The sequence below is a fragment of the Erwinia aphidicola genome, from assembly GCF_024169515.1.
GTDB classification, from domain to species: domain Bacteria; phylum Pseudomonadota; class Gammaproteobacteria; order Enterobacterales; family Enterobacteriaceae; genus Erwinia; species Erwinia aphidicola.
This window is the reverse complement of record NZ_JAMKCQ010000001.1, coordinates 3,025,058-3,049,310: the sequence shown is the minus strand read 5'-3', so window position 1 is coordinate 3,049,310 and position 24,253 is coordinate 3,025,058. Positions and strand designations below refer to the sequence as shown.

The 24,253-nt window shown below is 59.1% G+C and carries 19 protein-coding genes; 7 read left to right on the top strand and 12 right to left on the bottom strand.

All coding sequences use genetic code 11. The annotated features are described in order from the left end of the window. Nucleotides 1–10 precede the first annotated feature (10 nt). The 9 genes from arnD to J2Y91_RS14195 form a co-directional block, all read right to left on the bottom strand. Nucleotides 11–895: a 4-deoxy-4-formamido-L-arabinose-phosphoundecaprenol deformylase gene (gene arnD / locus J2Y91_RS14235; protein WP_133624204.1), complete on the bottom strand. Its 885-nt coding sequence runs from the start codon at nt 893–895 to the stop codon at nt 11–13. Next, nucleotides 892–2,874: a bifunctional UDP-4-amino-4-deoxy-L-arabinose formyltransferase/UDP-glucuronic acid oxidase ArnA gene (gene arnA / locus J2Y91_RS14230; protein WP_133624205.1), complete on the bottom strand. Its 1,983-nt coding sequence runs from the start codon at nt 2,872–2,874 to the stop codon at nt 892–894. Before arnA ends, arnD begins: the two co-directional genes overlap by 4 nt. Next, complete coding sequence (arnC, locus tag J2Y91_RS14225; RefSeq protein WP_133624206.1) at nt 2,871–3,851, bottom strand: undecaprenyl-phosphate 4-deoxy-4-formamido-L-arabinose transferase; 981 nt, start codon at nt 3,849–3,851, stop codon at nt 2,871–2,873. The genes arnA and arnC overlap by 4 nt, the downstream gene beginning before the upstream one ends. Before the next feature lie 3 nt (nt 3,852–3,854). Continuing rightward, the gene (gene arnB, locus J2Y91_RS14220; protein WP_133624207.1) at nt 3,855–4,994 is read right to left on the bottom strand and encodes a UDP-4-amino-4-deoxy-L-arabinose aminotransferase; all 1,140 of its coding nucleotides are present in this window, start codon (nt 4,992–4,994) and stop codon (nt 3,855–3,857) included. Nucleotides 4,995–5,295: 301 nt separating this feature from the next. Beyond that, entirely contained in the window at nt 5,296–6,288 is a 993-nt protein-coding gene (locus tag J2Y91_RS14215) for a substrate-binding domain-containing protein (RefSeq protein ID WP_413449798.1), read from the bottom strand. Nucleotides 6,289–6,338: 50 nt separating this feature from the next. Beyond that, nucleotides 6,339–7,376, bottom strand: coding sequence for an ABC transporter permease (locus tag J2Y91_RS14210; RefSeq protein WP_133624209.1), 1,038 nt, complete (start codon nt 7,374–7,376; stop codon nt 6,339–6,341). 150 nt (nt 7,377–7,526) lie between these two features. Next, the gene (locus J2Y91_RS14205) at nt 7,527–9,020 is read right to left on the bottom strand and encodes a sugar ABC transporter ATP-binding protein (protein WP_048916810.1); all 1,494 of its coding nucleotides are present in this window, start codon (nt 9,018–9,020) and stop codon (nt 7,527–7,529) included. Next, on the bottom strand, nt 9,017–10,525 hold the full coding sequence (gene xylB, locus J2Y91_RS14200) for a xylulokinase (RefSeq protein ID WP_133624210.1): 1,509 nt from the start codon (nt 10,523–10,525) through the stop codon (nt 9,017–9,019). Before xylB ends, J2Y91_RS14205 begins: the two co-directional genes overlap by 4 nt. A 3-nt stretch (nt 10,526–10,528) precedes the next feature. Further along, nucleotides 10,529–11,563, bottom strand: a complete 1,035-nt coding sequence (locus J2Y91_RS14195) for an NAD(P)-dependent alcohol dehydrogenase (protein ID WP_133624211.1) — start codon at nt 11,561–11,563, stop codon at nt 10,529–10,531. 220 nt (nt 11,564–11,783) lie between these two features. Between J2Y91_RS14195 and J2Y91_RS14190 the strand changes: the two genes are divergently transcribed. The 3 genes from J2Y91_RS14190 to J2Y91_RS14180 all read left to right on the top strand — a co-directional run bounded on the left by J2Y91_RS14190 (nt 11,784) and on the right by J2Y91_RS14180 (nt 13,897). After that, on the top strand, nt 11,784–12,314 hold the full coding sequence (locus tag J2Y91_RS14190) for a D-lyxose/D-mannose family sugar isomerase (protein ID WP_133624212.1): 531 nt from the start codon (nt 11,784–11,786) through the stop codon (nt 12,312–12,314). Nucleotides 12,315–12,408: 94 nt separating this feature from the next. After that, nucleotides 12,409–13,413 (top strand): LacI family DNA-binding transcriptional regulator, encoded by a 1,005-nt coding sequence (locus tag J2Y91_RS14185; protein WP_224750504.1) that lies wholly within the window; start codon nt 12,409–12,411, stop codon nt 13,411–13,413. A gap of 19 nt (nt 13,414–13,432) precedes the next feature. Next, nucleotides 13,433–13,897 carry a hypothetical protein gene (locus J2Y91_RS14180; protein WP_048916814.1) on the top strand — a complete coding sequence of 155 codons (465 nt, stop codon included), beginning with the start codon at nt 13,433–13,435 and terminating at the stop codon, nt 13,895–13,897. A gap of 321 nt (nt 13,898–14,218) precedes the next feature. On the opposite strand, the gene J2Y91_RS14175 is transcribed toward J2Y91_RS14180, so the two are convergent. Together J2Y91_RS14175 and pqqU are read right to left on the bottom strand one after the other, a co-directional pair. Continuing rightward, nucleotides 14,219–16,600, bottom strand: coding sequence for a glucose/quinate/shikimate family membrane-bound PQQ-dependent dehydrogenase (locus J2Y91_RS14175; protein ID WP_133624213.1), 2,382 nt, complete (start codon nt 16,598–16,600; stop codon nt 14,219–14,221). 259 nt (nt 16,601–16,859) lie between these two features. Next, nucleotides 16,860–18,959, bottom strand: a complete 2,100-nt coding sequence (pqqU, locus tag J2Y91_RS14170) for a TonB-dependent receptor PqqU (RefSeq protein WP_366521328.1) — start codon at nt 18,957–18,959, stop codon at nt 16,860–16,862. A gap of 518 nt (nt 18,960–19,477) precedes the next feature. Here pqqU and J2Y91_RS14165 point away from each other — a divergent pair. The 4 genes from J2Y91_RS14165 (at nt 19,478) to J2Y91_RS14150 (ending at nt 22,412) form a co-directional block, all read left to right on the top strand. Then, on the top strand, nt 19,478–19,840 hold the full coding sequence (locus J2Y91_RS14165) for a hypothetical protein (RefSeq protein WP_133624214.1): 363 nt from the start codon (nt 19,478–19,480) through the stop codon (nt 19,838–19,840). Between the two features lie 23 nt (nt 19,841–19,863). Beyond that, nucleotides 19,864–21,009, top strand: coding sequence for an iron-containing alcohol dehydrogenase (locus J2Y91_RS14160; RefSeq protein ID WP_133624215.1), 1,146 nt, complete (start codon nt 19,864–19,866; stop codon nt 21,007–21,009). A gap of 70 nt (nt 21,010–21,079) precedes the next feature. Next, the gene (locus J2Y91_RS14155) at nt 21,080–21,856 is read left to right on the top strand and encodes an SDR family NAD(P)-dependent oxidoreductase (RefSeq protein WP_133624216.1); all 777 of its coding nucleotides are present in this window, start codon (nt 21,080–21,082) and stop codon (nt 21,854–21,856) included. Between the two features lie 157 nt (nt 21,857–22,013). Beyond that, nucleotides 22,014–22,412 carry an RcnB family protein gene (locus tag J2Y91_RS14150; protein WP_133624217.1) on the top strand — a complete coding sequence of 133 codons (399 nt, stop codon included), beginning with the start codon at nt 22,014–22,016 and terminating at the stop codon, nt 22,410–22,412. A gap of 118 nt (nt 22,413–22,530) precedes the next feature. Here J2Y91_RS14150 and J2Y91_RS14145 read toward each other — a convergent pair whose 3' ends face one another. Next, nucleotides 22,531–24,186, bottom strand: a complete 1,656-nt coding sequence (locus tag J2Y91_RS14145) for a methyl-accepting chemotaxis protein (RefSeq protein WP_133624218.1) — start codon at nt 24,184–24,186, stop codon at nt 22,531–22,533. Nucleotides 24,187–24,253 lie beyond the last annotated feature (67 nt).

Here is a 24,253-nt window from a genome sequence, read left to right as displayed (position 1 = left end):
GTCACTCTGATTATTGCTGGCATCCCAGCCAACCTTCACGACCGGGGAGACTACCCCGCACCAGATTTCCCGTCGGCAGCTGCGACAAATCCGCAGGCAGCAGCTCGCTTAACGGGCAGAAACGGATCCCACGTCGCCGCGCCATCACCAGCAGTTCGGCAAACATTTCGCTCAGCACGATCCCTTCCACTTCCGCATGGATGGTGTAGACCGGCACGCCCGGCTGGCTGGCGATTAAATCGAGGATCCAGGCATTGTAACCTTCACGCGTGACCCCGCTACCGACCACCTCATCCCAGGTAGGAAGCGTGACGGGGATCTGCACCGTGCCCACGCTGCCGTCGGGCAGCAGTGGGCGAAAGGGGGCCGTGCCGCGACAGTCGCTGTTATAGGCAAAATCAAACGGCTGCTTGGCAACCAGCACGCGCTCATCCGCGCGCCAGCCCGCCACCGCTGAGCAGCGGATCGGCTGGCCGACAATCTCGCTCAGACACTCCACGCCGCGCTGGATCTCCTGCGTCAGCTTCTGCGCAGGCCACACCCCAGCCCACGTCTGCCACGCAAAATGGTCCCAGGCGTGCAGGCCAATCTCGTGCTGACGCGCGGCGGCGCGGATCGTTTTTTCCAGCCCGCGCCCGATGCGGCGCCCCGGCCAGGCCGTCCCCGCCAGCAGGATGTCCCAGCCGTACAGCGATGCCGCATTCGAGCGCAGCATTTTCCACAGGAAGCGCGGTTTCAACAGCCGCCAGAGGTGGCGGCCCATATTATCCGGCCCGACGCTGAAGAAAAAACTGGCCTGAGTATGCTGGCGGTCGAGGATCTCAAGCAGGCGCGGCACGCCGTCGCGGGTGCCGCGCCAGGTATCAACATCGATGCGCAGCCCGACGTCGATCATGCTTCGTTTTCTCCCGGCTCCACGGTCTGCAGGAAGAAGTCCAGCGTCGCATCAATGGTCTGGGTCATTGCCACCGTTGGCTGCCAGCCCAGCAGGCGCTGCGCGTTGCGAATCGACGGCTTGCGGTGCTCCACGTCCTGATAACCCTTGCCATAGTAGCTGCTACTTTCCACTTCGCGGAAACCGGCAAACGGCGGGAACTGCTGACGCAGCGGATGGCGTTCAAAGCTCTCCAGCAGCTGCTGCGCCAGCTCTTTGATGCTGGCCTCATTCACCGGATTACCGATATTAATGATCTGACCATCACAGTTGTGGTGCTTGTTCTCAATAATCAGGAACAGCGCTTCGATGCCGTCGCTGATATCGGTGAAGCAGCGCTTCTGACGACCGCCGTCGATCAGCTTGATCGGTGAACCCTCCACCAGATTAAGGATCAGCTGAGTGATGGCGCGCGAACTGCCAATGCGTGCCGCATTCAGGTTATCGAGGCGCGGCCCCATCCAGTTGAACGGGCGGAACAGCGTGAAGCGCAACCCCTCTTTCTCGCCATAAGCCCAGATAACCCGGTCCAGCAGCTGCTTGGAAACCGAGTAGATCCAGCGCTGCTTATTGATCGGCCCGACCACCAGGTTGGAATTGTCTTCATCGAAGGTGGTATCGGTGCACATGCCGTACACTTCGGAGGTCGACGGGAAGATAATGCGCTTTTTGTACTTCACGCAGTCGCGGATAATCTTCAGGTTCTCTTCGAAGTCCAGCTCAAACACCCGCAGCGGATTACGGGTATATTCAATCGGCGTGGCAATGGCCACCAGCGGCAGCACCACGTCACACTTCTTAATATGATACTCAATCCACTCGGAGTGAATGCTGATATCCCCTTCGACAAAGTGGAAGCGCGGATGCCCAAGGAAACGGCTGATGGCGTCGGAACCAATATCCAGACCGAACACCTCGAAGTTATCGTCCAGCAGCAGGCGCTCGGTCAGGTGATTGCCGATAAAACCGTTCACTCCGAGGATCAGCACGCGGGTACGGCGCTTCACCGCCGCCACCGGCTGGTTATGCAGCAGTGCGCCCTCGACCAGGCCCAGCGTCTGCGCCAGCTGGCTGCCCTGCATGTAGACGCCGTTTTCGCTCTGCCCGGTGACAATCTCCAGCGCCCCGCTACCGCAGGCGACAACAAACGGCGCCACGGAGAGCACGGTTCCCGCTTTGGCGCCAGGCAGATCGCTGCGCACCTTTGACTGCCAGACGATAAATCTCCCCGCGCCAACATAGCTGAATGCACCAGGCCACGGATCGGTTACCGCCCGCACCAGATTGTGGGCGGTCTGCGCCGGCTGCTGCCAGTCAATACGCCCATCTTCCGGCGTGCGGCGGCCAACATAAGTGGCCTGAGTCTCGTCCTGCGCCTGCTCGACAAAATCATTGCGCTGGATCCCCGGCAGCGCGCTTTCCAGCAGCTGTTTCGCCGCCTCGCACACCTTGTGATGCAGCGTCAGCGCATTGTCTTCCGCGGCAATAACCACTTTTTGCTGGGCAATAATCGCACCGGCATCGGCGCGTTTCACCATGCGGTGCAGCGTCACGCCGGTTTCCTGTTCGCCGTTGACCAGCACCCAGTTTAACGGTGCGCGCCCGCGATATTTCGGCAGCAGTGAAGCATGCAGATTAAACGCCCCCTTCTCAGCACAGTGAAGGATTTCATCATTCAGCATATGGCGATAGTGGAATGAGAAAATAGCCTGCGGCTTCATGCCCTTAATGCGGTCCACCCACAGCGGGTGATTAACATCTTCCGGCGCATACACCGGAATACCCAGCTGAGCCGCCGTGCGCGCAACCGAGCCAAAAAAATGATTCTCTGCGGCGTTGTCCGCGTGAGTGAAAATCGCTTCAATTGCGAATCCGGCTTCAGCCAGCGCACGGATCCCGGTGCAGCCAATGTCATGGTAGGCAAATACGACGGCTTTCATGATTTCTCATCCTGTGAAGAGTTGGCGTCATCACGGCTGACAACGCGCTGAATAAAGTAGCGGGGACGGGCACGTACATCGTTATAAATACGCCCGATGTATTCACCCAGCAGTCCCATGCCAACAAACTGCGCGCCGATAAAGATAAACAGCACGGCAAACAGCATAAATACCCCCTCTGCCGCCCACTGCGGCCCGAGGAACAGGCGCAGCAGGATCAGCAGCAGGGAGAGAGCAAAACCTGACAGCGCAATCACGCTGCCGAAGACGCTCAGCAGGCGCAGCGGCGTGGTGGTCAGGCAGGTGATCAGGTCGTACATCAGGTTAATCAGCCGCATCAGGCTGTATTTGGAATCACCAAATTCGCGTTCAGCGTGCAGCACCGGGATCTCGGTGGCACGGCGGGCAAAGGTATTCGCCAGAATGGGGATAAAGGTGCTGCGTTCGTGGCAGTGCAGCATGGCATCGACAATGTGGCGGCGATAGGCGCGCAGCATACAGCCGTAATCGCCCATCGCTTTGCCGGTGGTGCGCTGGATCAGATGGTTAATCAGGCGCGAGGCGCGCTTGCGGAACCAGCTATCCTGCCGGTTCTGGCGCACCGTTCCCACCACGTCATAGCCCTGCTGTGCCGTCGCCACAAGGCGCGGGATCTCCTCCGGCGGGTTCTGCAAATCGGCATCCAGCGTGATGACCAGGTCGCCGCTGACGTGGCTGAAACCCGCCATAATTGCCGAATGCTGGCCGTAATTACGATTGAGCAGCACCGCCACAATATGGCTGCCCGGCGCCTGCGCCGCCGCGCTGAGCATCTCCGCCGAGCTATCGCTGCTGCCATCATCCACCAGCAAAATTTCATACTGCAGCCCCAGCTGGGCGCAGGCGGCATCGGTGCGGCGGATAAGCTCGGGCAGGCTATCCTGTTCGTTATAGACCGGGATCACTATCGAGACTTTGTTAATTTCTTGTTCTTTCACGGATTATTTACCTGCCAGCTTACGCAGCGCCGCAATCACGCGGCTGCAGTCGTCATCAGTCATGCCGGGAAACAGCGGGATAGAGCAGATACGATCGGAGTTCCACTCGGTGTGCGGCAGCGACAGCTGCGGAAAACGCTCGCGGTAATATTTCTGCGTGTGCGCGGCGCGGAAATGCAGCCCGCTACCGATGCCCTGCTGTTTCAGCGCCTGCATCAGCGAGTCACGATCGATGCCGCAGCGCGCAGGGTCGACACGCAGAATGAACAGATGCCAGGCGTGCTGGTGCGGCCATACAGGCCGGCTCAGCGGCAGGAAAGGCGTGTCCGCCAGCTCTGCCAGATAACGCGCCGCAATCTGCCCGCGGCGCGCATTGTTCGCCGCCAGCTTGTCGAGCTGCACCAGCGCTATCGCCGCATTGATATCCGCCAGGTTGTATTTAAAGCCCGGCATAATCACCTCAGCCTGCGGCGCGCGCCCGTGTGTCTGACGGTCAAAAGCATCCACGCCCAGCCCGTGAAACTTCAGGCTGCGCACGCGCTCAGCCAGCGCATCATCATCGGTGACCACCAGCCCACCCTCGGCGCAGCTGATGTTTTTGATGGCATGGAAGGAGAAGATGGCGGTACCGCTGTGGCCGACGTGGCGTTGGTGATAGTAAGTGCCCGCAGCGTGCGCGGCGTCGTCGATCACCGCGATGCCGTGGCGTTTGCCCAGCGCGTGAATAGCGGCAATATCAGCGGGTGCGCCAGCATAATGCACCGGCACAATCGCTTTGGTACGCGGCGTGATAGCGGCTTCGATCAGCGCTGGGGTCACCATCAGCGTATCGCGATCGACATCAATCATCACCGGGGTCGCCCCCAGCAGCACAATCATATTCAGCGTGGAAACCCAGGTCAGCGACGGCGTGATCACCTCATCCCCCGGCCCGATGCCCAGCGCCATCAGCGTAACGTGCATACCGGCGGTGGCCGAACTCACGGCAATCGCATGGCGGTTGCCGGTTAGCAGGCAAAAAGCCTGCTCAAGCTGCTGATTTTTCGGCCCGGTGGTGATCCAGCCCGATCGCAGCACCTCTTCAACGGCGCTCAGCTCTTCATTGCCCATAGACGGGCGCGAGAAAGGGAGAAATTCGGACATTATTTCAATCCATTCAAAGAATCATTACGCAAAATTAGCGCTACCGAGATTAGCAACGCCTGGGTATATAAAGCGTAAATGAAATTCCTTAGGGGAAGATTAAGAGCCGGCTAATCGGGGAATTAAATCAGTTTGGTTGATGGCGGGTTTAACTAGAAAATGCAGCGGCGCTCATTTCGCCAGGAAAAACTCAAATTTAATTAAAAGTTATTATTATTGTCACAGTTTATGTGCAGAAAAATCGGGTAGCCTGAATAAGCATTCAGGCCATGCCGGTTGGGACATGGCCTTTATTGAAAACTTACTGACGCGCTTTCAGCAGCTGCGCAGCATTGTCCACCGTCACTTCGGTCCACGGCACCGAGTAGCGCTTCGCTTTGCCATCATCCCACGCCATTTTGCCTTCGTACTGCTTCCAGATATCTGACTGGGGTTGATAGCTATCCCCCTTCACGGCCCGCAGGGCGACGTCAATCGAGCCCTGCATCTGCGCGTGTGCGTCCTGCAGGATCGACACCATTTCACCCGCCTGCACGGCGCGAATGGCGTCTGAAACTCCGTCCACCCCGGCGATGGCAAAATCTTTAACGTTCAGGTTGGCGCCTTTAATTGCCTCAATCGCCCCCAGCGCCATTTCATCATTTTGCGCAATCACGCCATTGATCTGCCCGCGATGCTTCTGCAGCCAGTTTTCCATCAGCGGCAGCGCTTCGGCGCGAGACCAGTTAGCGGTTTTACGCTCCAGCACGTTAATGTTGCCTGCGCCGCACTCGGCAATCGCTTTATCATTGCCCTGCCCGCGCTGTATTTCGCCGCTGCCGCCCTTTGGCCCCTCAATAATGACCACGTTGCCCTTGCAGTTCATTTTCTTCAGCACCGACTTCGCTTCCAGATAGCCGCCCAGCACGTCATCGGAGACCACTTCGGCGGTCATTTTGTCGGTATTTAACCGCGCATTGGTGACGATAACCGGGATTTTTGCCTCATTGGCCATGGTCACCACATCAATATTGGCTTCATAGTCCATCGGGTTAATAATAATGGCGTCAGCATGAGTCTGAATGGCGGTCTCCGCCTGGTTGTTCTGCACCATTGGGTCATAGCGCCCGTCATAGACGGTCAGCTGCACATCGCCACTCTTCACAGCAGGGTGTTCTTTACCGGCTTTTTCCATCAGCTGCACAAATTCCGCTTTCATCCCATACATCAGCACGGCGATTTTTACCGGCGCAGCCTGGGCGGCCATGCTGCCCGCCATTAACATGCCCGAGGTGAATAAGGCAATTTTGGTCATCTTATTCATGGTGACTCCTGGTTTTGTAGAGTGAGGTTTTATTATTTAATTTAATCGCGCTGTTGCTTACGCGATGGGTCAAGCAGTACTGCCACGACAATTAATGCCCCTTTTATGATCTGCTGGTAATAGGACTGCACGCCCAGCAGGTCGAGGCCGTTATTCATTACGCCAATAATCAGTACGCCAAACAGGGTGCCGACCAGCGTGCCCACGCCGCCGGCCATGCTGGTGCCGCCGATCACCACCGCAGCAATCGCGTCCAGTTCGTAGGCGGCCCCGGCACTGGTCTGGGCCGAGCCGGTTCGGGCGGTGAGGATCAGCCCGGCAATCCCGGCCAGCGCACCGCACAGGGTGTAGACCAGCACTTTAATTTTCACCACGCTGATGCCCGAGGTGCGCGCGCTCTTCTGGTTGCCGCCCACCGCATAGACGTAGCGGCCAAACAGGGTGCGGTTAAGCAGCACCCAGGCCAGCGCAAACAGCAGCACAAAAATCAGCACCGGTACCGGAATGCCCAGCACATAGCCATTCCCCAGCCAGCGGAAGTCCGGGTTGAGCTGCGACACCGGGTTACCGTCGGTGGTCAGCAGCGCCAGGCCGCGCGCGGCGGAGAGCATTCCCATGGTGACGATAAACGGCTGCAGGCGATAGCGCGCCAGAATGGTGCCGTTGAGCAGCCCGCAGACGATGCCAATACCGAGCGCAATAATCATCGGCACGATCAGCGCATGGGCGGTATCACCTATCGCCAGCCCGCTGTTGGTGGTGGCAAAACGCGCCGCGACAATCCCGCTGAGCGCCAGCACCGAACCGACCGAGAGATCGACCCCGGCGGTAATAATCACAAAGGTCATACCGACGGCAAGAATGCCGTTAATCGAGATCTGGCGTAACACAATCAGCATATTTTCGTTACTGAGAAAATAGTTGCTGCTCCACGCCCCGTTTGCCACCTGCACTTCACCAATCACGGTGACGATCAGGCACAGCACGAAGAAGGCGATAATAATGCCGTATTTATGCAGACGGCTTTTATTACGCGTAAGGAAATACGGCCCTGGTTTCAGAGAAGGAATTGCACTCATAAATTTATCTCTCTACTCGTCATACTTCAAACCGCAGGTGCGTTGGCTTCATCCCTTCACCGCAGTCACATAGTTAACTATGCTCCTGCGGACTCATGGATTTGCCGCCTTCCTGCGATTAGAATTATTTAGAGTCAATATTGTTGAAGATTACACCGCCAGCTTCATTAATTCTGCCTGGGTGACATTTTCAGCCGATAATTCACCGGCCAGCGCGCCATCTTTAAACACTAATATCCGGTCGCTCATACCAATAATTTCCGACAGCTCAGAGGAGACCATAATGATGCCGCGATCTTTCAACGCAAATTCCGACATAAAGCGGTAGATCTCTTTTTTTGCTCCGACGTCGATTCCGCGCGTTGGCTCATCCAGCAGCATCACCTGCGGGTCCAGCAGCGCCCAGCGGCCGAGTACCACCTTCTGCTGATTGCCGCCGCTGAGATTGCCCACCAGCTGCTCGCCATCCGGCGTTTTAACGTTAAAGCGCTGGATCATCGCGCGGGTGCGCTCCTGCTCCATCCGGTCGCTGATAAAGCCCGCACGGCTGATGGCCGGGAAAGAGGCGATGTTGATGTTCTCATTGACCGAGCGGCACAGCACCAGCCCGGTCTCTTTACGATCTTCCGTCACATAGGCAATGCCGCTGTCGATCGCCTGGCGCGGCGAGTGGCGTGCCAGCGTCCTGTCGCCCATGCGAATGGTGCCGCTCTGCGCATGTTCAATGCCAAAAATCAGGTCGAGAAATTCGCTGCGCCCGGAACCGACCAGGCCATAAATGCCGAGGATCTCACCGCGCCGCAGCGTCAGGCTGATATTGCGCACCTTTCTGCCCCAGCACAGGCTGTCCACTTCCATCATCACTTCCGTGCCCGGCTGGTTAAACTTGGCGAACTCGCTGTCGAACTCGCCGCCGATGATATGTTCGATCAGCTGCTCGCGGGTGATATCGGCCAGCAGCCCTTCGTGGATATAGCTGCCGTCGCGGAAAATGGTGTAGCTGTCGGCGATCTGGAAAATCTCCGCCAGGCGGTGCGAGACGTAAATAATGCCTTTGCCCTTTTCCGCCAGCCGCTTGATCGCCTGGAAGATTTTCTGCACGTCCTCCTCGCCGATCGCCGAGGTGGGTTCATCCATAATGATGATGTCGGCGTTGGCGTGCGACAGCGCTTTGGCAATCTCCACCAGCTGCTGCTCGGCCACGCTGAGGTTGCGCATAATCGCCGTCGGCGACAGCGTGAAGTGCAGGTCGGCCAGCAGGTCGGCGGTCTGCTGATTCATCCGTTTAAAATCGACGAAGCCAAAGTGACGCGGCTCGCGCCCCAGCCAGATATTCTCCGCCACGCTCAGGTCGGCAATGGTGCTCAGCTCCTGCTGCACGATGGCAATCCCGGCCGCCAGCGCCTCTTTAGGGTGGGAGAACTCACAGCGCTGGCCGTTGATAAAAATGTCGCCGCTGTCGGGCTGGATAAAGCCCATCAGAATGCTGAGAAAGGTGGATTTTCCGGCGCCGTTGCCGCCGCACAGCGCGTGGATTGAGCCGCGACGCAGGCAGAACTCGGCATTCTTTAACGCCACCACCGGGCCGAAACTCTTCTTCAGGCCGCTGACTTCCAGCAGATAAGCCGCTGCTGTGTCGCTCATAGCGTTACCCCATATTCTTTTTGCAGCAGATGCAAATAGCGTTGATAAAGGTCGGCGTAGCGGCGCTGACGAGCCTCATCCGGCAGCGCGCGGCTGCGCTCATCCAGCTGCACAAAACGCTGACACAGCAAATCCAGGCTGTCGGCCGCTTGCGGGCTGTCAGCCTGCTGATGGCACCACGCGGCCTGGATAGCGGCTCCGAGCGCCGCCGACTCCTTCTCCTGCGGGCAGACCACCGGGCAGCCCATCACATCGGCGACGATTTGCCGCCAGCGCGGGCTGTTGGCGCCGCCGCCGGTCAGGCGGATCTCATCCAGGCTGATGCCCTGCTGGCGGAACAGATCCAGCCCGTAGCGCAGCCCGTAGGTTGCCCCCTCGACCACCGCCAGGCAGAGATTGGCGGCGGTGAAATTATCGCTGTTGAGGTTATGCAGGCTGGCACGCGCATTCGGCAGCGGCGGTACGCGCTCACCGTTGAAAAATGGCAGCAGCAGCATGCCGCCCGCGCCCGGCTCGGCCTGCTCCAGCGCCTGATTAAACCCGGCAATATCCTGCTGCAGCAGTCCCTGGACCGCGCTACTGGCCGAGGTGACATTCATGGTACAGACCAGCGGCAGCCAGCCGTTGCTGCTGGAACAGAATCCAGCGATGGCCGCGGAATCGGCCACCACCGGGCTGTCGGCGCAGGCAAACAGCGTGCCGGAGGTGCCGAGGCTCATGGTCAGCACCCCTGGGCGGATATTGCCGCTGCCAATCGCCGCCATCATATTGTCGCCGCCGCCGCTGGCGACCAGCGTATCGGGGCGCAGACCCAGCGCATCGATAGCCCGCTGGCACACTGTACCGACCGGTTTTTCCGCCGCAATCAGCGGCGGCAGTGCATTCCACAGGCGGCCACTGTCGTCGATCAGCGCCACGGTATGACGGTCCCAGCAGCGCTGGCGAATATCGAACAGGCCGCTGCCGGAAGCGTCACCGTACTCCGCCACGCGCTCGCCGGTCAGCCAGAAATTGAGATAGTCATGCGGCAGCAGCACGCAGGCAAGGCGCTGCCAAAGCTGCGGATGCTGACGCTTAAACCAGATGATTTTCGAGGCGGTGTAGCCCGTCGCCGGCACCAGACCAAGACGTTGCAGCGCCGCCGCTTCACCGCCGAGCTGTTCCAGCAGCCAGCTATTCTCGGCAGAAGTGGAGGTATCGCACCACAGCTTGACCGGGTGCAGCACCTCACCCGCCGCATCCAGCGCGACAAAGCCGTGCTGCTGGCCGGAAACCGCCAGCGCCGCGATCTGCTGCGGTGCAACGTCAGCGTCTGCCGTTGCCGCAGCAAAGGCGGCGATCAACGCAGCGATCCACCATTCGGCGTGCTGCTCGCGTTTGCCCTGCCCGTCGCTGAGCATGGCGTGGGGCGCGCTGCCGCTGCCGAGGATGGTGCCCTGCTGGTCATCAATAATCACCACCTTGGTGCCCTGCGTTCCGCAGTCAATGCCCGCATACAGCGCCATGACCTACTCCATTTCCAGCATGATTTTGATGTCGGTCGGGTTGCCCGCCGCCGCGCGTTCAAAGGCGGCCACGCTGTCGCTGAATTTGTAGGTATGAGAGATCAGCGGCTGCACGCGCAGCTTGCCGGCGCTCAGCAGGCGCAGGGTGCGTGGGTACATGTTGGCGTAGCGGAAAATGGTTTTAAAGGTGACTTCTTTAGCCTGGGCCGCCACGATATCCACCGGCGCGGCATCAATCGGCATTCCCACCAGCACCGCCGTGCCGCCGGGGGCGATATGGTCGCAGATGCTAAGGATTGCGGCTTTGGCACCGCTGCACTCGAACACCACGTCAACGCCGTTACCGCTGGTGAGCTGGGCGACTTTCTGCGCCACGCCTTCCCCGCAGCTGTTCACCGCGTGCAGGCCTTCATAGTTGGCCGCCACCCTCAGCTTGTCATCGAACAGATCGCAGATGATCACGTCGGAACAGCCCCCGGCCAGCGCCGCCAGCGCGGTGACGACCCCAATCGGACCGGCACCGATCACCAGCGCGATATCCCCTGGCTTGATGCCTGCTTTGGTCGAAGCATGCATGCCAATCGCCAGCGGTTCCACCATTGCACCTTCGGCAAAACTGACGTTGTCCGGCAGTTTGAAGGTAAACGCGCCGGGATGGATCACCGTCTCGCGCAGGCAGCCATGCACCGGCGGCGTGGCCCAGAACTGCACCGCCGGGTCGAGGTTGTAGATCCCGGCGCGCGACTGGGGTGACTGCATATCCGGAATGCCCGGCTCCATGCAGACGCGGTCACCGATGCTCAGGTGCTTCACGTTTTTGCCCAGCGCCAGCACCACGCCGGAGGCTTCATGCCCCAGCACCATCGGCGCTTTCACCACAAACGGTCCGATGCGGCCGTGCTGGTAGTAGTGAACGTCGCTGCCGCAAATCCCGACGGAGTGGATCTTAATCTGCACATCGTCATCGCCCAGCGTCTCGCTGAACTCACGATCCTCAATGGCAATCTTACCGGCTTGTTCAAGCACCAGAGCTTTCATAATCCTCTCCCCTGTGATGTTTTAAATGGTATCGATATCATTTCAATAGCAGCGAGAGTAAAAGAGTCGGCGTTAAAAATATGTGAACCTGGTTAAATTTTTAGCAAAAAGCACATTCACCGCAGAAAAAACGCGGCAATAATGGCTAACGGCACGATAAACAGTGCGCTAACGCGGTTATTAACGATGATATCGATAACATCAGATAAGGAGAATTACCATGCCCAGTCTCCACCAGGCCTGCGAGCAGACGCGCCATTTCCTCGCAACAGCGGCGATTGAACTGACCCCGGATGAGCAGCAGCAGATTGAGATTGCCACCTTCGGCCTGCCGGATTATCCGCTCTCCGGGCTGCAGCTGCTGACCTACGTCAATACCCCGCGCTACTGTGCGAAAGAGCTGGTGCTGTTCCCGCGCCAGACCTGCCCTGAGCACCGGCATCCGCCGTTTAACGGCACCCCGGGCAAACAGGAGACCTTTCGCTGCCGCTGGGGGGAGGTCTACCTGTTTGTCGACGACGACAGCCTGACCCCGAACAATGGCGCGTGTCAGCCGCCGGAGGGCGCAGAGCAGTGGTACAGCGCCACACGCTATATCCTGCTGCGCCCCGGCGAGCAGTACACCATTGCCCCGAATACCCGCCACTGGTTCCAGGCAGGCGATTGCGGTGCGGTGGTGTCGGAGTTCTCGTCAGAGAGCCGTGACGATCTGGATATCTTCACCGATCCCCGGGTGAAAAGAGCGGGATAGCCGCGACAACATTCGCAACCTGTCAGGCAATCTGTCATGATGCGCAAATGGTACAAAATGATGACTTTTTAACGTCGCGAATCGGGAGCATAAATTGACGCCAGGCAGGAAAGTGAAGGCCACGCTGGAGAGTGTGGCCATGCAGTCAAACGTCAGTAAAATCACCGTATCCCGCGCATTTTCACATCCGGATAAGGTGCATCCTGAAACGCTGAAGCGCGTGCTGGAGACCGCCGCCGAAATGGGCTATGTGGTGAATACCGCCGCGCGCAATCTGCGCGCGCGCGACAGCAAAACCATCGGCATCGTCAACCCGGATATGAATAATCCGTTCTTTGGCGGGCTGACGCGCCTGATGACCGAGGAAGCCGAGAAAGCCGGCTACGATACGCTGGTATTTGACTCCAGAGAATCGGTGGAGCTGGAGAACCGCATCATTGATAAGCTGATCGGTTATAACGTCGATGCCATTGTGCTTTCGGTGCTCTCCTCCGACTGCAACTATCATCCAGCCTATCTGCAACGCCTTGAGGCGCTAAACATTCCGGTGATCCTCGTTGACCGTGAGCTGGATATCAGCTCGTGCAGCGGCGTCTATATCGATAACCTCGACTGCGGCCTGCAGGCCGGGCGCTATCTGCTGGAGCAGCAGGCGCAGCGCGTGGTGGTGGTCTCCGGGCCGGAGGACTCCAACGTCGCGCGCGAGCGGGTCACCGGGCTGAGCGCCGCGCTGCAGGGGAAAGTTGCCAGCCTTGAGGTCCTTTACGCCGATTTCTATATGGATGTTGCGGCGCAGGTGACGGGTCACTACCTCGATAATCACGCCCCGCCGGACGTGTTTGTCGGCTGCAATAACCAGATCTCACTCGGGATTATCAAATCGTGCATCGACCGCCAGCTGGTGCCGATGCGCGACGTCAGCCTGTTTAGCATTGATGAGATCTCACACGCGGCAATCTACGGCTTCCACTTTCCGTGCATCGCGCACGATCTGCATGAAATTGCCTGGCAGGCGATCAATCTGGCGATCCGCCGCGCCACCGAGAGTGCGATCAAGCCGGGCAAAGTGATTGTTCGTGGTAAAATAGTCCTCCCTTAATCGCCAGAAGGAACGAACGGTGAACAGTATTACTCTGCCCCCTGCGCTGCTGACGCTGCTTGACGGTTCGCTGCCCGCCAGCCATCGCTTTCAGGCGATCCGCCTGTCGAGCGTCGGTGAAAACGGCTGGCCGTATGCCGCGCAGCTTAGCCTCGGCGAAATCATTGCCACCTCCCCCACGGAGCTGCTGTTCGCCATCTGGCCGCACTCCACCACCACGCAGAACCTCAGGCGCGATGGCAAGATCACCCTGGCGCTGGTGCTGAACGATGCGGTGATCGAGATTCAGGCGCTGGCAGTCGCGCGCCCGGAAACGCTGACGGATTTGGCGCTGGCGGTGTTTCGCGCCGAGGTGAAGCAGGTGATCGCCCACCGCGCACCGTATGCCACCGTGGTCAGCGGCCTGACGTTCAGCCTGAAGGATGAAGCCGCCGCGCTGGCGCGCTGGCGCGAACAAATCGCCGGGCTGAAAGCGCTGGCATAAAAAAAGGCGACCTGTGAAGGTCGCCTTTTTGAATACTGGGATAAAGCGGGTCGGGCATGCCCGACCCCTACCGATTTTAGCGGGTCGGGCATGCCCGACCCCTACCGATTTTAGCGGGTCGGGCATACCCGGCCCCTACCGATTTTAGCGGGTCGGGCGTACCCGGCCCCTACCGATTTTAGCGGGTCGGGCATACCCGGCCCCTACCGATTTTAGCGGGTCGGGCATACCCGGCCCCTACCGATTTTAGCGGGTCGGGCGTACCCGGCCCCTACCGATTTTAGTAGGGGCGAGGCATGCCTCGCCCGTTATTCGATCCCGTTATTTGCTGTCCGGCAGTGCATAGGCTTTCACGTAGTCGCCCAGCTTAGTGCCGAACGAACCGTGACCACCGGCAACAATCAGTACGTACTGTTTGCCGTTCACTTCATAGGTCATTGGCGTAGCCTGACCGCCCGCTGGCAGACGCGCTTCCCACAGCTGTTTGCCGTTAGAAACGTTGAAGGCACGCAGGTAGTTATCGGCGGTTGCCGCGATGAAGAACACGTTACCGGCCGTGGTGACCGGTGCGCCCAGCATCGGCATACCCATTTTAAACGGCAGCGGAACCGGTGAGCTGTCGCGCACGGTACCGATACGTTTTTTCCACACGATATCGTTAGTCTTCAGATCAACCGCAGAGATGTAGCCCCATGAAGGCTGCTTGCATGGGAAGCCCAGCGGAGAGAGGAACGGGTTCAGCGTCACGCCGTACGGCAGGCCGTACTGTGGCTGCACGCCAGACTCGGTACCGGTACCGCCTTTGTCATTCTCATCCGGCTCGATGGGATTGCCCGGGCCGCGTGGGATCAGACGGGAGACAAACGGCAGCGCCATTGGGTTAGTCACCGCGACCTGACGATCGGTATCGACGGCAATACCGCCCCACTCGAACATCCCCAGGTTACCCGGGAACACCAGGGTGCCCTGCTCGGATGGCGGGGTGAACGGACCTTCGTAACGCAGCTGATGGAACATCACACGACAGATCAGCTGATCGTAGATGGTCGCACCCCACATATCCTTACCGGCCAGCTGGGCCTTAGGACGGAAGCTCAGTTCAGAGTAAGGCTGGGTTGGGGAGACATGGTCGCCCTTCGCCGCACCACCCGGTACTTTCATTTCCGGTGCCGGAACCACGGGCTTACCGTTGGTCCGGTTCAGCACAAAGATGTCGCCGGTTTTGGTCGGAATGTAGATAACCGGAACTTTGTTGCCATCTTTATCGTTGATGTCAGCCAGCGTCGGCTGCGCCGGAACGTCCATATCCCACAGGTCGTGGTGCACGGTCTGGTAGAACCAGGCCAGCTTACCGGTGGTGGCGTTCAGTGCCAGCATACCGGTGGCGAAGCGCTCCATTTCCGGGGTACGGTGACCGCCCCAGATATCCGGCGTCGAGACACCAATCGGCAGGTAAACCAGGTCCAGCTTGGCATCGTAAGCAGCAGGTGCCCACGAGTTCGGCGAGTTCGGCGTGTAGTGCTGATCGCCTTCTGCAATCAGATTCGGATCTTTCGCGCCGGTATCAAACGCCCACAGCAGCTTACCGCTGTTAACGTCAAAGCCACGGATTACTCCGGATGGCTCTTTGGTCGAGTAGTTATCGGTGACTGCCCCGGCCATCACGATAGTTTTATCGGTCACGATCGGCGGTGAAGTTGGCTCGTAAGAACCGACTTTGTTATACGGCAGGTTGCTCTGCAGATTCAGTTTGCCGTTTTCGCCAAACTCCGGGCACAGCGCACCGGTTTCCGCGTCCAGCGCGTACATGCTGCCATCGTTCACCGGCAGCAGGATACGGCGTGAGCACAGCGCAGGCTTGCTGCCCGCAGGCGTGGCCGCCGCTTCCGGCGTCTGCACGTAAGACACACCGCGACAGGTCACATGCTGGAACGTCGGGTCGGTCTTCATTTTCGGATCGAACATCCACTTCTGCTTACCGGTCGCGGCATCCAGAGCAAACAGCTTCTGGTGCGCAGTACACAGGTAGAGAGCGTCGCCGATCTTAATCGGGGTCACTTCGTTAGTGATTTCACCCGGATCGCTGGCGGTTTTCAGGTCGCCCGTCTGGAAGGTCCAGGCTTCCTGCAGCTTATCAACGTTGCCGTCGTTGATCTGCTTCAGCGGCGAGTAGCGCGTACCGCCCTGGGTACGGCCATAGGCAGGCCAGTCACCGGCAGGAATACCATCGTCAGCAGGCGCAGCAGCAGCCTGATCGTGGCTAAGCGTGCCGTTGATCTCCTGCGGGTCGTTAAACACCGAGTAAGCCAGCACCGCCACCACGAACACCAGCACGGCAGAGAGCGCCACGCGCGGGAACGCGCCTTTAGAGCCCAGGCCACGCCAGATGAACGGCAGCACCAGCCACAGGCCAAGGAAGAAGGTGACGTCGAGGCGCGGAGTCAGCGCCCAGAAGTCAGAGCCCACTTCCCACAGCGACCAGATTGTGGTGGCCAGCAGGAACAGTGCGTACAGCAGCAGGGCTGCACCCCGGCGACGATACAGCAGGAAAGCGGTAATCAGCAGAACCACACCCGCGATGATGTAGTAGAGCGAACCGCCCAATTTAGCCAACCAGATACCACCGATTAACAGGTATAAACCACTCAGAGTGGCGAAAATAGCCGTTAACAGGATCAGTATTCTTGATGCTTTACTTTGCATAGTTTGAACCTTACCAAAATTTAAAGTCGTCGATTGAGCATAAGCCCAATCTTTTAAAACACCCTTTTACCCGTCATATTTCAAGCTGCCTCTGCGGTGGCTGCTCTCACTCACCCGAATCACTGACTCATGTAAGCTCATCGGGATTCGTTCTCTTGCCGCCTTGATGCAACTCGAACTATTTAAGGTAAGTACTGCCCTATCCATCGGGTGTTTTTTACCCGCGAACGTTCGCAGGCTGTTGCTGGATTCTTTGCTATCAGAACTGGTAAGCGAGCGTCGCGCCGCCGCCCCAGTTGCGCCCCGGCGCCGGTTCGAAGTAGCGCCCGTTGCCTTCATTAACAATCACTGAGCCAACGTACTGGCGGTCGAACAGGTTGTCGACGCGGCCAAACAGATCCAGGGACCACTGGCTCCAGTTGAAGCGATAGCCGCTGTTGAGGCTGGCGACGGTATAGGTCGCGGCCTGCGCGTCGTTGGCGTCATTGGCCTGAATGCTGCTCATATAGCGAATATCGGCCCCGGCATGCCAGCCGCTTTCCGGCGCATACTCCAGCGAAGCGTAGCCCATATTGCGCGCGATGCCCGGCAGGCGATTGCCCGCAGGAGTACAGCTGCCGCTGGCGGAGCAGGTTTCGTTACGGTAGGTGGCATCCAGCAGCGTCCACGCCATTTTCAGGCGCCAGTCCATCGCAAACTGCTGGTCAAAGCCCAGCTCGACGCCGCGACGGCGGGTCTCCCCGGCGTTTTTATATACCGCACGTCCGCCGGAACTGCTGTCGACCACCAGCTCGTTATCGGTGTTGGTCTGGAACACGGCGGCAGTCAGCAGGCCATAGCCGATACGGGTTTTGCTGCCCAGCTCAAAAGTATCGCTGGTGGCCGGCTTCAGCCCGAGGTTCAGCCCGGTCTGCGTGCCGGAAGTGGAGCGATATGAAAGCTCATTGATGGTCGGGGTTTCAAAACCGCGCCCGGCGGAGAAGTAGACATTCCACGCGTCGCTGACGGCATAGTTGATCGACCCCATCGGCAGCAGCTTGTGGTAGCGCGCGCTGCCGCTGTCGTCACCGTTGCCGGTGGTAATGTAGTAGTCGGTGGAGTCAAAGCTGACGGTGCTGTAGCGCAGGCCGGCATCCAGCGTCCACTTCGGCGTCAGCTGCCAGCTGGTTTGCAGATAAGGGTCGAGGTTCCACATGGTGTTCTTCTCGTTGCGACGCTGCGCCCCTTTCTCGCCAAACTCCGGCACGCCCCCCACCAGATTAAAGTTCTGGAAGCCCTGGCGGCGCTCGGTCATGGTTTCATAGTCGATGCCGCCGGTCAGCGTCACCGGCATCGCACCGAGCAGGCCATCGTGCTTCCAGCGGGTATCGACGCCCTGATATTTACGCTCCAGCACGATTACGCCACCCGGATAGGCCGGATTGTTCTGCGGCCCCTGGGGGATCGACTGGTACTGGGTGGTATGGCGCTCGCCGTGCCAGGTGGTGAGCGTCAGCAGGTCGTTGTCGCTCATCTCACGCTGATAGCGCAGGCCTAGCTGGGTCTGGTCAAGGCTCTTACGGGTGTTAAAGTTGTCGCCGCGCGGCGACTGGCGCGGGTTGGCTTTGTATTCGTCTTCGGTCAGGCCACCAGGATCGTTGGCATCCACCGATACGCTGTTGAACATCAGCGTCAGAGTACTGACGTCATCGAGGCGCACGCCAAACTTGCCGTTGCCGAGGCTCTTCTGCGTGCCGCTATGGTCACGAAAGCCGTGGGTGGTGAAGCGCGAGCCGGAAACAGTGTAATTCACATCCCCGGCGTGGGTGCCGTCACCGGTGGCGCCGCTGGCCTTGACGCTGTTACGCCAGCTGCCAAAACTGCCGAAGTAAGTACCCGCTTCGAGCGTGGTGGGCTGAGTGCCGGTGGTGGTATCGATATTCACCACGCCGCCGGAGGCATTACCGTACAGCGCAGAGTAAGGGCCGCGCAGCACTTCAACTTTGCCAATCGAATTAATATCGATGTTTGAGGTCTGGCCCTGACCGTCCGGCATGGTGGCCGGAATACCGTCAACGTACATGCGCACGCCGCGCACGCCGTACATCGAACGGCTGCCGAAACCGCGCACCGACAGCTGTAAATCCTGGGCGTAGTTCTGACGGTTCTGGATCTGTAACCCCGGCACGCTGCCAAGGCTTTCGGAAAGATTGATCTGAGCGCTGGCGTGGCGCATATCATCGCCGTCGATCACGCTGACGGCGGCAGGCGTATCCAGCTCGGAAAGGCCGGTACGCTGTTTGATCACCATCAGGGAGGGTTCCTGCTCCTGAGTGGCGGCGGCAGAGGATTGCGCATAGCTGATGGCGACCGGCGTCATCAGGAATAGCGGCGTCAAAAAGAGAGCAGAGGTTTTTTTATTCACTGGAATTATTCGATAAGTAAAATTACCAAAAGGCCTGCCCGGCTCCGCCGGACAGGCGCCCGTCACTCCCTGACGTCCAACTGTTAAGTTTCAGCCAGGCAACCTGCCAAAAGTATATAACCCCTTGACCAGTTTGCCTGGAAATTACACAAGTCGGTGATTCCTGCGATAGAATGTATCGCCTGTTGTGCCCGCCGCAATCGGGTTGCTTCGCCGCACTAATGTGATCCAAGTCTCAAAACGGAGGCGATTGTAGCACTCATTAATTTGCTTGCGAACTATTGTTAACGATTTAGCTGAATTGATTCAGTTTAATGTTACAAAACGCAGGGTTATTGCCGCAGGCCCAGCACAATGAAAGTGAATGCTAACTATTTCTCAGAGCATTCTGCCGCAATGACTGCGCCGCTTCGCCGGGCTATACTAAGCCGATTCTCATAAACTGAGTGGCCCTTCAACCAACAGGATGTGCTATGCAGTCTTCAGGAACCCGGCAAATATCCTCATTACTCTTTCCACTGCCTGTGGCGCTGGCTCTGCTGCTTAGCGCCTGCTCCTCCGACTATCAGGGGGAAACGTGCGCTGCGACAGTCTCGACGCTCAGCGGCCAGTCGCTGGGTACGACTCAGGGCAAAGTTATTGACCGCTTTAGTTCGTTCTCAGTCACTCTGCCGGATTTACAGGTGGAGAGCGGCGCACTGCTCTCTTCCGATCGCCAGCTCTACATCCCTTCGGCCACCACGCCGGACGGCTGGCTGGCCCAGCGTATTTCTGAGCACCGGTTCAGTATTATCAACGCGCCAAAAGATCGGAACATCACTTTTACCTGCCCTTAACTTTGCGAAGAGATGCCCTGCCGATGAACACCAGCCTACTGATTAGCAATCGACAGACCTTTTTTGGCGCTGGCAGCCTGCAACAGCTGCTGCCGCTGCTCAACGCCGAGCCGCTGGCGACCGTGCTGTTCTGCGGCCGCTCGTTTCTCAATGGCCCCGCCTGGCAACGGCTACAGGCCGGGGTGAAACCGCTGCTGTGCGGCATCGAAGTGGTCAGCCACGAGGCCTCGCCCGCGGAAATAGACGGCTGGGTAGCACGCTGGCGCGGCAAGGCCCAGCGCGTGATCGCCATTGGTGGCGGCAGCGTGATAGACGCCGCGAAAGCGGTCGCCGCCCTCAGCCAGCACCCGCTCAACACCCTGCGCTACCTGGAAAAGGTTGGCGATACGCCGGTCAGCGGCGCGACCCTGCCGCTGATCGCCATTCCGACCACCGCCGGAACCGGCAGCGAAGTGACGCAGAATGCGGTGATCACCGATAAAGCGGCGATCAAAGTCAAAGCCTCGCTGCGCCACGCTAACTTTGTGCCGCAGATAGCGATCCTCGACCCGCACCTGCTGCGCGGCGCGGCCGACCACGTGCTGGCGTGCTGCGGTATTGATGCCTTTACCCACCTGTTCGAGGCGTATCTCTCTGCAAAAGGCAACGCCTTTAGCCGCCAGACGGCCATCGCCGGGATGCAGGCGTTTATTCGCGGCTGGTCGGCGCTTAATCGTGACGATGCCAGCGGGGATGAAGCCCGCGAACAGATGATGCTGGCCTCCTGGCTGGGCGGACAGAGCCTGAGCATGGCCGGGCTGGGGGTGATCCACGGCATTGCCGGGGAGCTTGGCGCCATCAAAGATTATCATCACGGCGAAGTGTGTGGCCGCCTGCTGCTGCCGTTCCTCAGCCTGCTGGAGCAGAGCGAAAATGCGCAGCAGGTCAAACTGATGCAGCAGCTGGCCGCGCTGCTTTTCCCGCTGGCCTCACCCGATGCCCCGGCCCGTCAGCTGAGTGAGTGGTTACGCACTAACGCCATTACCCCGTTCTGGCACTCCCCGCCCGCGCTGAGCGCCGCCGAAGTGGACTGGATCCTGGCGCGTTCCAACAGCAAAAATTCGCTGGTCAGCTACAGTCGCGAGCAGCAGAACCGCCTGCTGAGCGAGGCGTATTCGATTAGCGATTAATGCCGCGGGCGGCAAAAGCGGCTTAATCGTGTCTACACTTACTCCCTGGCTCTATAAACGGGAGAACGTGATGAAGATTGATTTAAGCGGCAAAACCGCCATTGTCACCGGGTCCACTAAAGGTATTGGTAAAGGTATCGCTCAGGGTCTGGCTGCAGCAGGTGCCACGGTGGTCGTCACCGGGCGCACCCAGCCGCAGGTTGATGCGCTGGTCAAAACGCTGGGCCACGGCGCACGCGGACATGCGGTTGACCTCGGTACGCCGGAAGGCTGCAAAGCCCTGCTGAAAGCCGAACCGCGCTGCGATGTGCTGGTAAATAATGTCGGCATCTTCCCCGGCGGTGACTTCTTTGAAACCGACGACGAACTGTGGCAGAGCATCTGGGACATTAATGTCATGTCGGCCGTGCGCCTCAGCCGCGCCTATATGCCGCAGATGATCGACTCCGGCTGGGGGCGTGTGGTGTTCCTCTCGTCCGAGTCCGCCATCAATATTCCTGCTGATATGATCCACTACGGCGTGAGTAAAACCGCGCTGCTGGCGCTGTCACGCGGGCTGGCAAAAGCCGCAGCCGGGACCGGCGTGACGGTCAACGCCGTACTGCCCGGGCCTACGCTGTCCGACGGCTTTGCCGACTTCTTTAAACAGGAGCTGGCTGACGGTGCCGATCTGGAAGAGCTGGGCGTGAAATTCGTCAAGGCCAATCGTCCGACCTCGGTGATCCAGCGCGCCGCCAGCGTTGAAGAGGTCAGCAATATGGTGGTGTACGTCTGCTCCCCGCTGTCGTCCGCAACATCCGGCGCGGCGCTGCGCGTCGATGGGGGCGTGGTCGAAACCCCGTTCTGAACAGCAGGCACCGCGCCGTGCGGTGCCTGTTTTTCGTTAGTGAAGATTAAAGATTTCGTTAAACCCTGCCGCTTCAGACTTTTACCCTTGTTCGCCCCGCCGCCAGACGCCACATTCCTTCTGTCTGAACATTGATTCAACCGCAAGGAATAACAAGATGAAAAAAAGCCGCACTATTGCCCTGTCAGCGATGATCTTCAGCAGCCTGAGCCTGAGCGCGTTTGCTCAGGGTCCTGACGAGGGACCGGGCCAGCAGCCGCTTAAGCACCCGCAGCAAAATCAGCCCCATCAGCCTCATCAGCAGAATCAGGGTGGAATGCCGCAGCGCGGCGCTGAGCACCAGGCCAACAACCACCCACAGCAGCGCCAGCCCGATTTTCGTCGCGGTCGCCCGCTGCCGCAGCAGTATCGTGGTGAGGGATATCAGGTTAACGACTGGCACAAACGCGGCCTGAAAGCACCGCCGTCCGGCCACCGCTGGGTGAATGTGAAGGGTAATTACGTGTTAATTGCCGTCGCGACCGGGGTGATTGCCTCGGTGATTGCGCATCATTAAATTCGCCCTTTGCCGTCGCAAAATACCGGCTACTGTAGGGGTCGGGCACGCCCGACCCGAAATGTTAAATCAGCAAAGAATCTGTAGGGGTCGGGCATGCCCGACCCGAAATGTTAAATCAGAATGAACTCCAGTTATCGTCCACCGATGCCAGCGCGGGTTTCGCCAGGCGCGGTGCCGGGGCGATCGCCGGAACCTTGCCCGCGCTGGCCGCAGCCACCACCGGGCGGCCAGACTGCAGGCGGAAGGCCGCCACCAGCTGGTTCATATTCACCGCCTGCTCCTGCAGCGACTGCGAAGCTGCGGAAGCCTCCTCCACCAGCGCGGCGTTCTGCTGGGTCACGGTATCCATCTGTCCAATCGCCAGGTGCACCTGCTCAATTCCCTGGCTCTGCTCTGAGGTTGCTGCCGCCATTTCGCCCACGATATCAGCCACCTGACGAATCGATCCCTGCACCTTCGCCATATTGTCACCGACGTCAGCGGCCTGAACAGAACCGCTTTCGACCAGCTGTGCTGAAGTCACAATCAGATCTTTGATCTCTTTTGCTGCAGTGGAGGAGCGCTGCGCCAGGCTGCGCACTTCGCTTGCCACTACCGCAAATCCGCGCCCCTGCTCACCGGCACGCGCCGCTTCCACCGCCGCGTTCAGCGCCAGAATATTGGTCTGGAAGGCGATGCCCTCAATCAGCCCGGTAATATCGGAGATCTTGCTGGAGCTGGTTTTGATTTTTTCCATGGTGCCGACCATCGCCGCCACGGCGTTGCCGCTATGGACCGACAGATCGTTGGCGGTGCTGGCCAGCGTGCTGGCCTGGCGGGCGTTTTCGGCGTTCTGTTTCACCGTGTCGTTCAGGGTGCTGATGCTGGCCGAAGTCTGCTCCAGCGAAGCCGCCTGCTCTTCGGTGCGCGCCGAGAGATCTTCGTTACCGGCGGCGATCTGGGTGGACGCCGAGCTGACCGACTGCGCCGACGAGGTCACGGAGGTCAGCACCGCTGAAACGCGCGCCATCAGGCTGTTAAACGCCAGAGCGGTTTTACCGATCTCATCGTTGCGCGACGCATCAACCTGCTGGGTCAGGTCAAGGGATTCACTGACCGATTCCATCACGCTCTGCATGCCGTTCAGGCTGTTGCGCACGCTAAGAATAGTTTTCACCGCCAGCAGCCCCATCACAATAATGATGACGCTGGCGAAAATCAGCATGCCCCAGAAGGTGGTGCTGTAGCTATGCGCATTCTCCACGCGCAGCTCATTACCGATATCAATGTTTAGCTGAATCTGATTATTCAGGCCGTCAACCAGCTTGCGAACTGCGGCACCTACCCCGACCTCACCCTTCAGCAACGGCAGTGACTGCGCATCATCATGTGCGCGGGAGGCGGTGAAAAACGCCGGCAGTGCGCTCTGCACGGCGGAGATGTTGTTAAGCGCATCCTGAGTCATCTCCCGGTCACGTTCATTGGAGATATCGTTCGCCATGTAGTAATCGGTTTGGGTTTTCAGATCGCTAATCAGCTGCTCGACGCGCGTTTCCAGCGGCGGCTGTTTGCTGGAGTCGTTTTCACTTTGGTGAATATAAAGCGCCACCCGCAGATCGCTGGTGGTGCTAATAGCCTTATTCAGATCCTTAATACTGGGGATGGCATTCACCTGCACATATTCAAAGCGCGACTGGAAGCCGCTGATGGCGTACAGGGAGTAAGCGGAAAGCGCGATCAGAGAAAGCGCCAGGAGGGAAAAGATTAAAAACAGCCTTTTGGTGATGGTCATACTAAATCCCCTGCGTGTGGTGTGCCAGTAATCGGGCAATTAAGCTGGCTGTTATTGGTCAGCCGTT

What these genes read in the sequence shown, in the direction of transcription:
- arnA (WP_133624205.1), bottom strand. Translation starts at nt 2,874, where the DNA reads ATGAAAGCCGTCGTATTTGCCTACCATGACATTGGCTGCACCGGGATC.
- J2Y91_RS14145 (WP_133624218.1), bottom strand. Translation starts at nt 24,186, where the DNA reads ATGACCATCACCAAAAGGCTGTTTTTAATCTTTTCCCTCCTGGCGCTT.
- pqqU (WP_366521328.1), bottom strand. Translation starts at nt 18,959, where the DNA reads ATGACGCCGGTCGCCATCAGCTATGCGCAATCCTCTGCCGCCGCCACT.
- J2Y91_RS14190 (WP_133624212.1), top strand. Translation starts at nt 11,784, where the DNA reads ATGCCCAGTCTCCACCAGGCCTGCGAGCAGACGCGCCATTTCCTCGCA.
- J2Y91_RS14150 (WP_133624217.1), top strand. Translation starts at nt 22,014, where the DNA reads ATGAAAAAAAGCCGCACTATTGCCCTGTCAGCGATGATCTTCAGCAGC.
- xylB (WP_133624210.1), bottom strand. Translation starts at nt 10,525, where the DNA reads ATGGCGCTGTATGCGGGCATTGACTGCGGAACGCAGGGCACCAAGGTG.
- J2Y91_RS14165 (WP_133624214.1), top strand. Translation starts at nt 19,478, where the DNA reads ATGCAGTCTTCAGGAACCCGGCAAATATCCTCATTACTCTTTCCACTG.
- J2Y91_RS14210 (WP_133624209.1), bottom strand. Translation starts at nt 7,376, where the DNA reads ATGAGTGCAATTCCTTCTCTGAAACCAGGGCCGTATTTCCTTACGCGT.
- arnB (WP_133624207.1), bottom strand. Translation starts at nt 4,994, where the DNA reads ATGTCCGAATTTCTCCCTTTCTCGCGCCCGTCTATGGGCAATGAAGAG.
- J2Y91_RS14195 (WP_133624211.1), bottom strand. Translation starts at nt 11,563, where the DNA reads ATGAAAGCTCTGGTGCTTGAACAAGCCGGTAAGATTGCCATTGAGGAT.
- J2Y91_RS14215 (WP_413449798.1), bottom strand. Translation starts at nt 6,288, where the DNA reads ATGACCAAAATTGCCTTATTCACCTCGGGCATGTTAATGGCGGGCAGC.
- arnD (WP_133624204.1), bottom strand. Translation starts at nt 895, where the DNA reads ATGATCGACGTCGGGCTGCGCATCGATGTTGATACCTGGCGCGGCACC.
- J2Y91_RS14155 (WP_133624216.1), top strand. Translation starts at nt 21,080, where the DNA reads ATGAAGATTGATTTAAGCGGCAAAACCGCCATTGTCACCGGGTCCACT.
- J2Y91_RS14205 (WP_048916810.1), bottom strand. Translation starts at nt 9,020, where the DNA reads ATGAGCGACACAGCAGCGGCTTATCTGCTGGAAGTCAGCGGCCTGAAG.
- J2Y91_RS14175 (WP_133624213.1), bottom strand. Translation starts at nt 16,600, where the DNA reads ATGCAAAGTAAAGCATCAAGAATACTGATCCTGTTAACGGCTATTTTC.
- J2Y91_RS14160 (WP_133624215.1), top strand. Translation starts at nt 19,864, where the DNA reads ATGAACACCAGCCTACTGATTAGCAATCGACAGACCTTTTTTGGCGCT.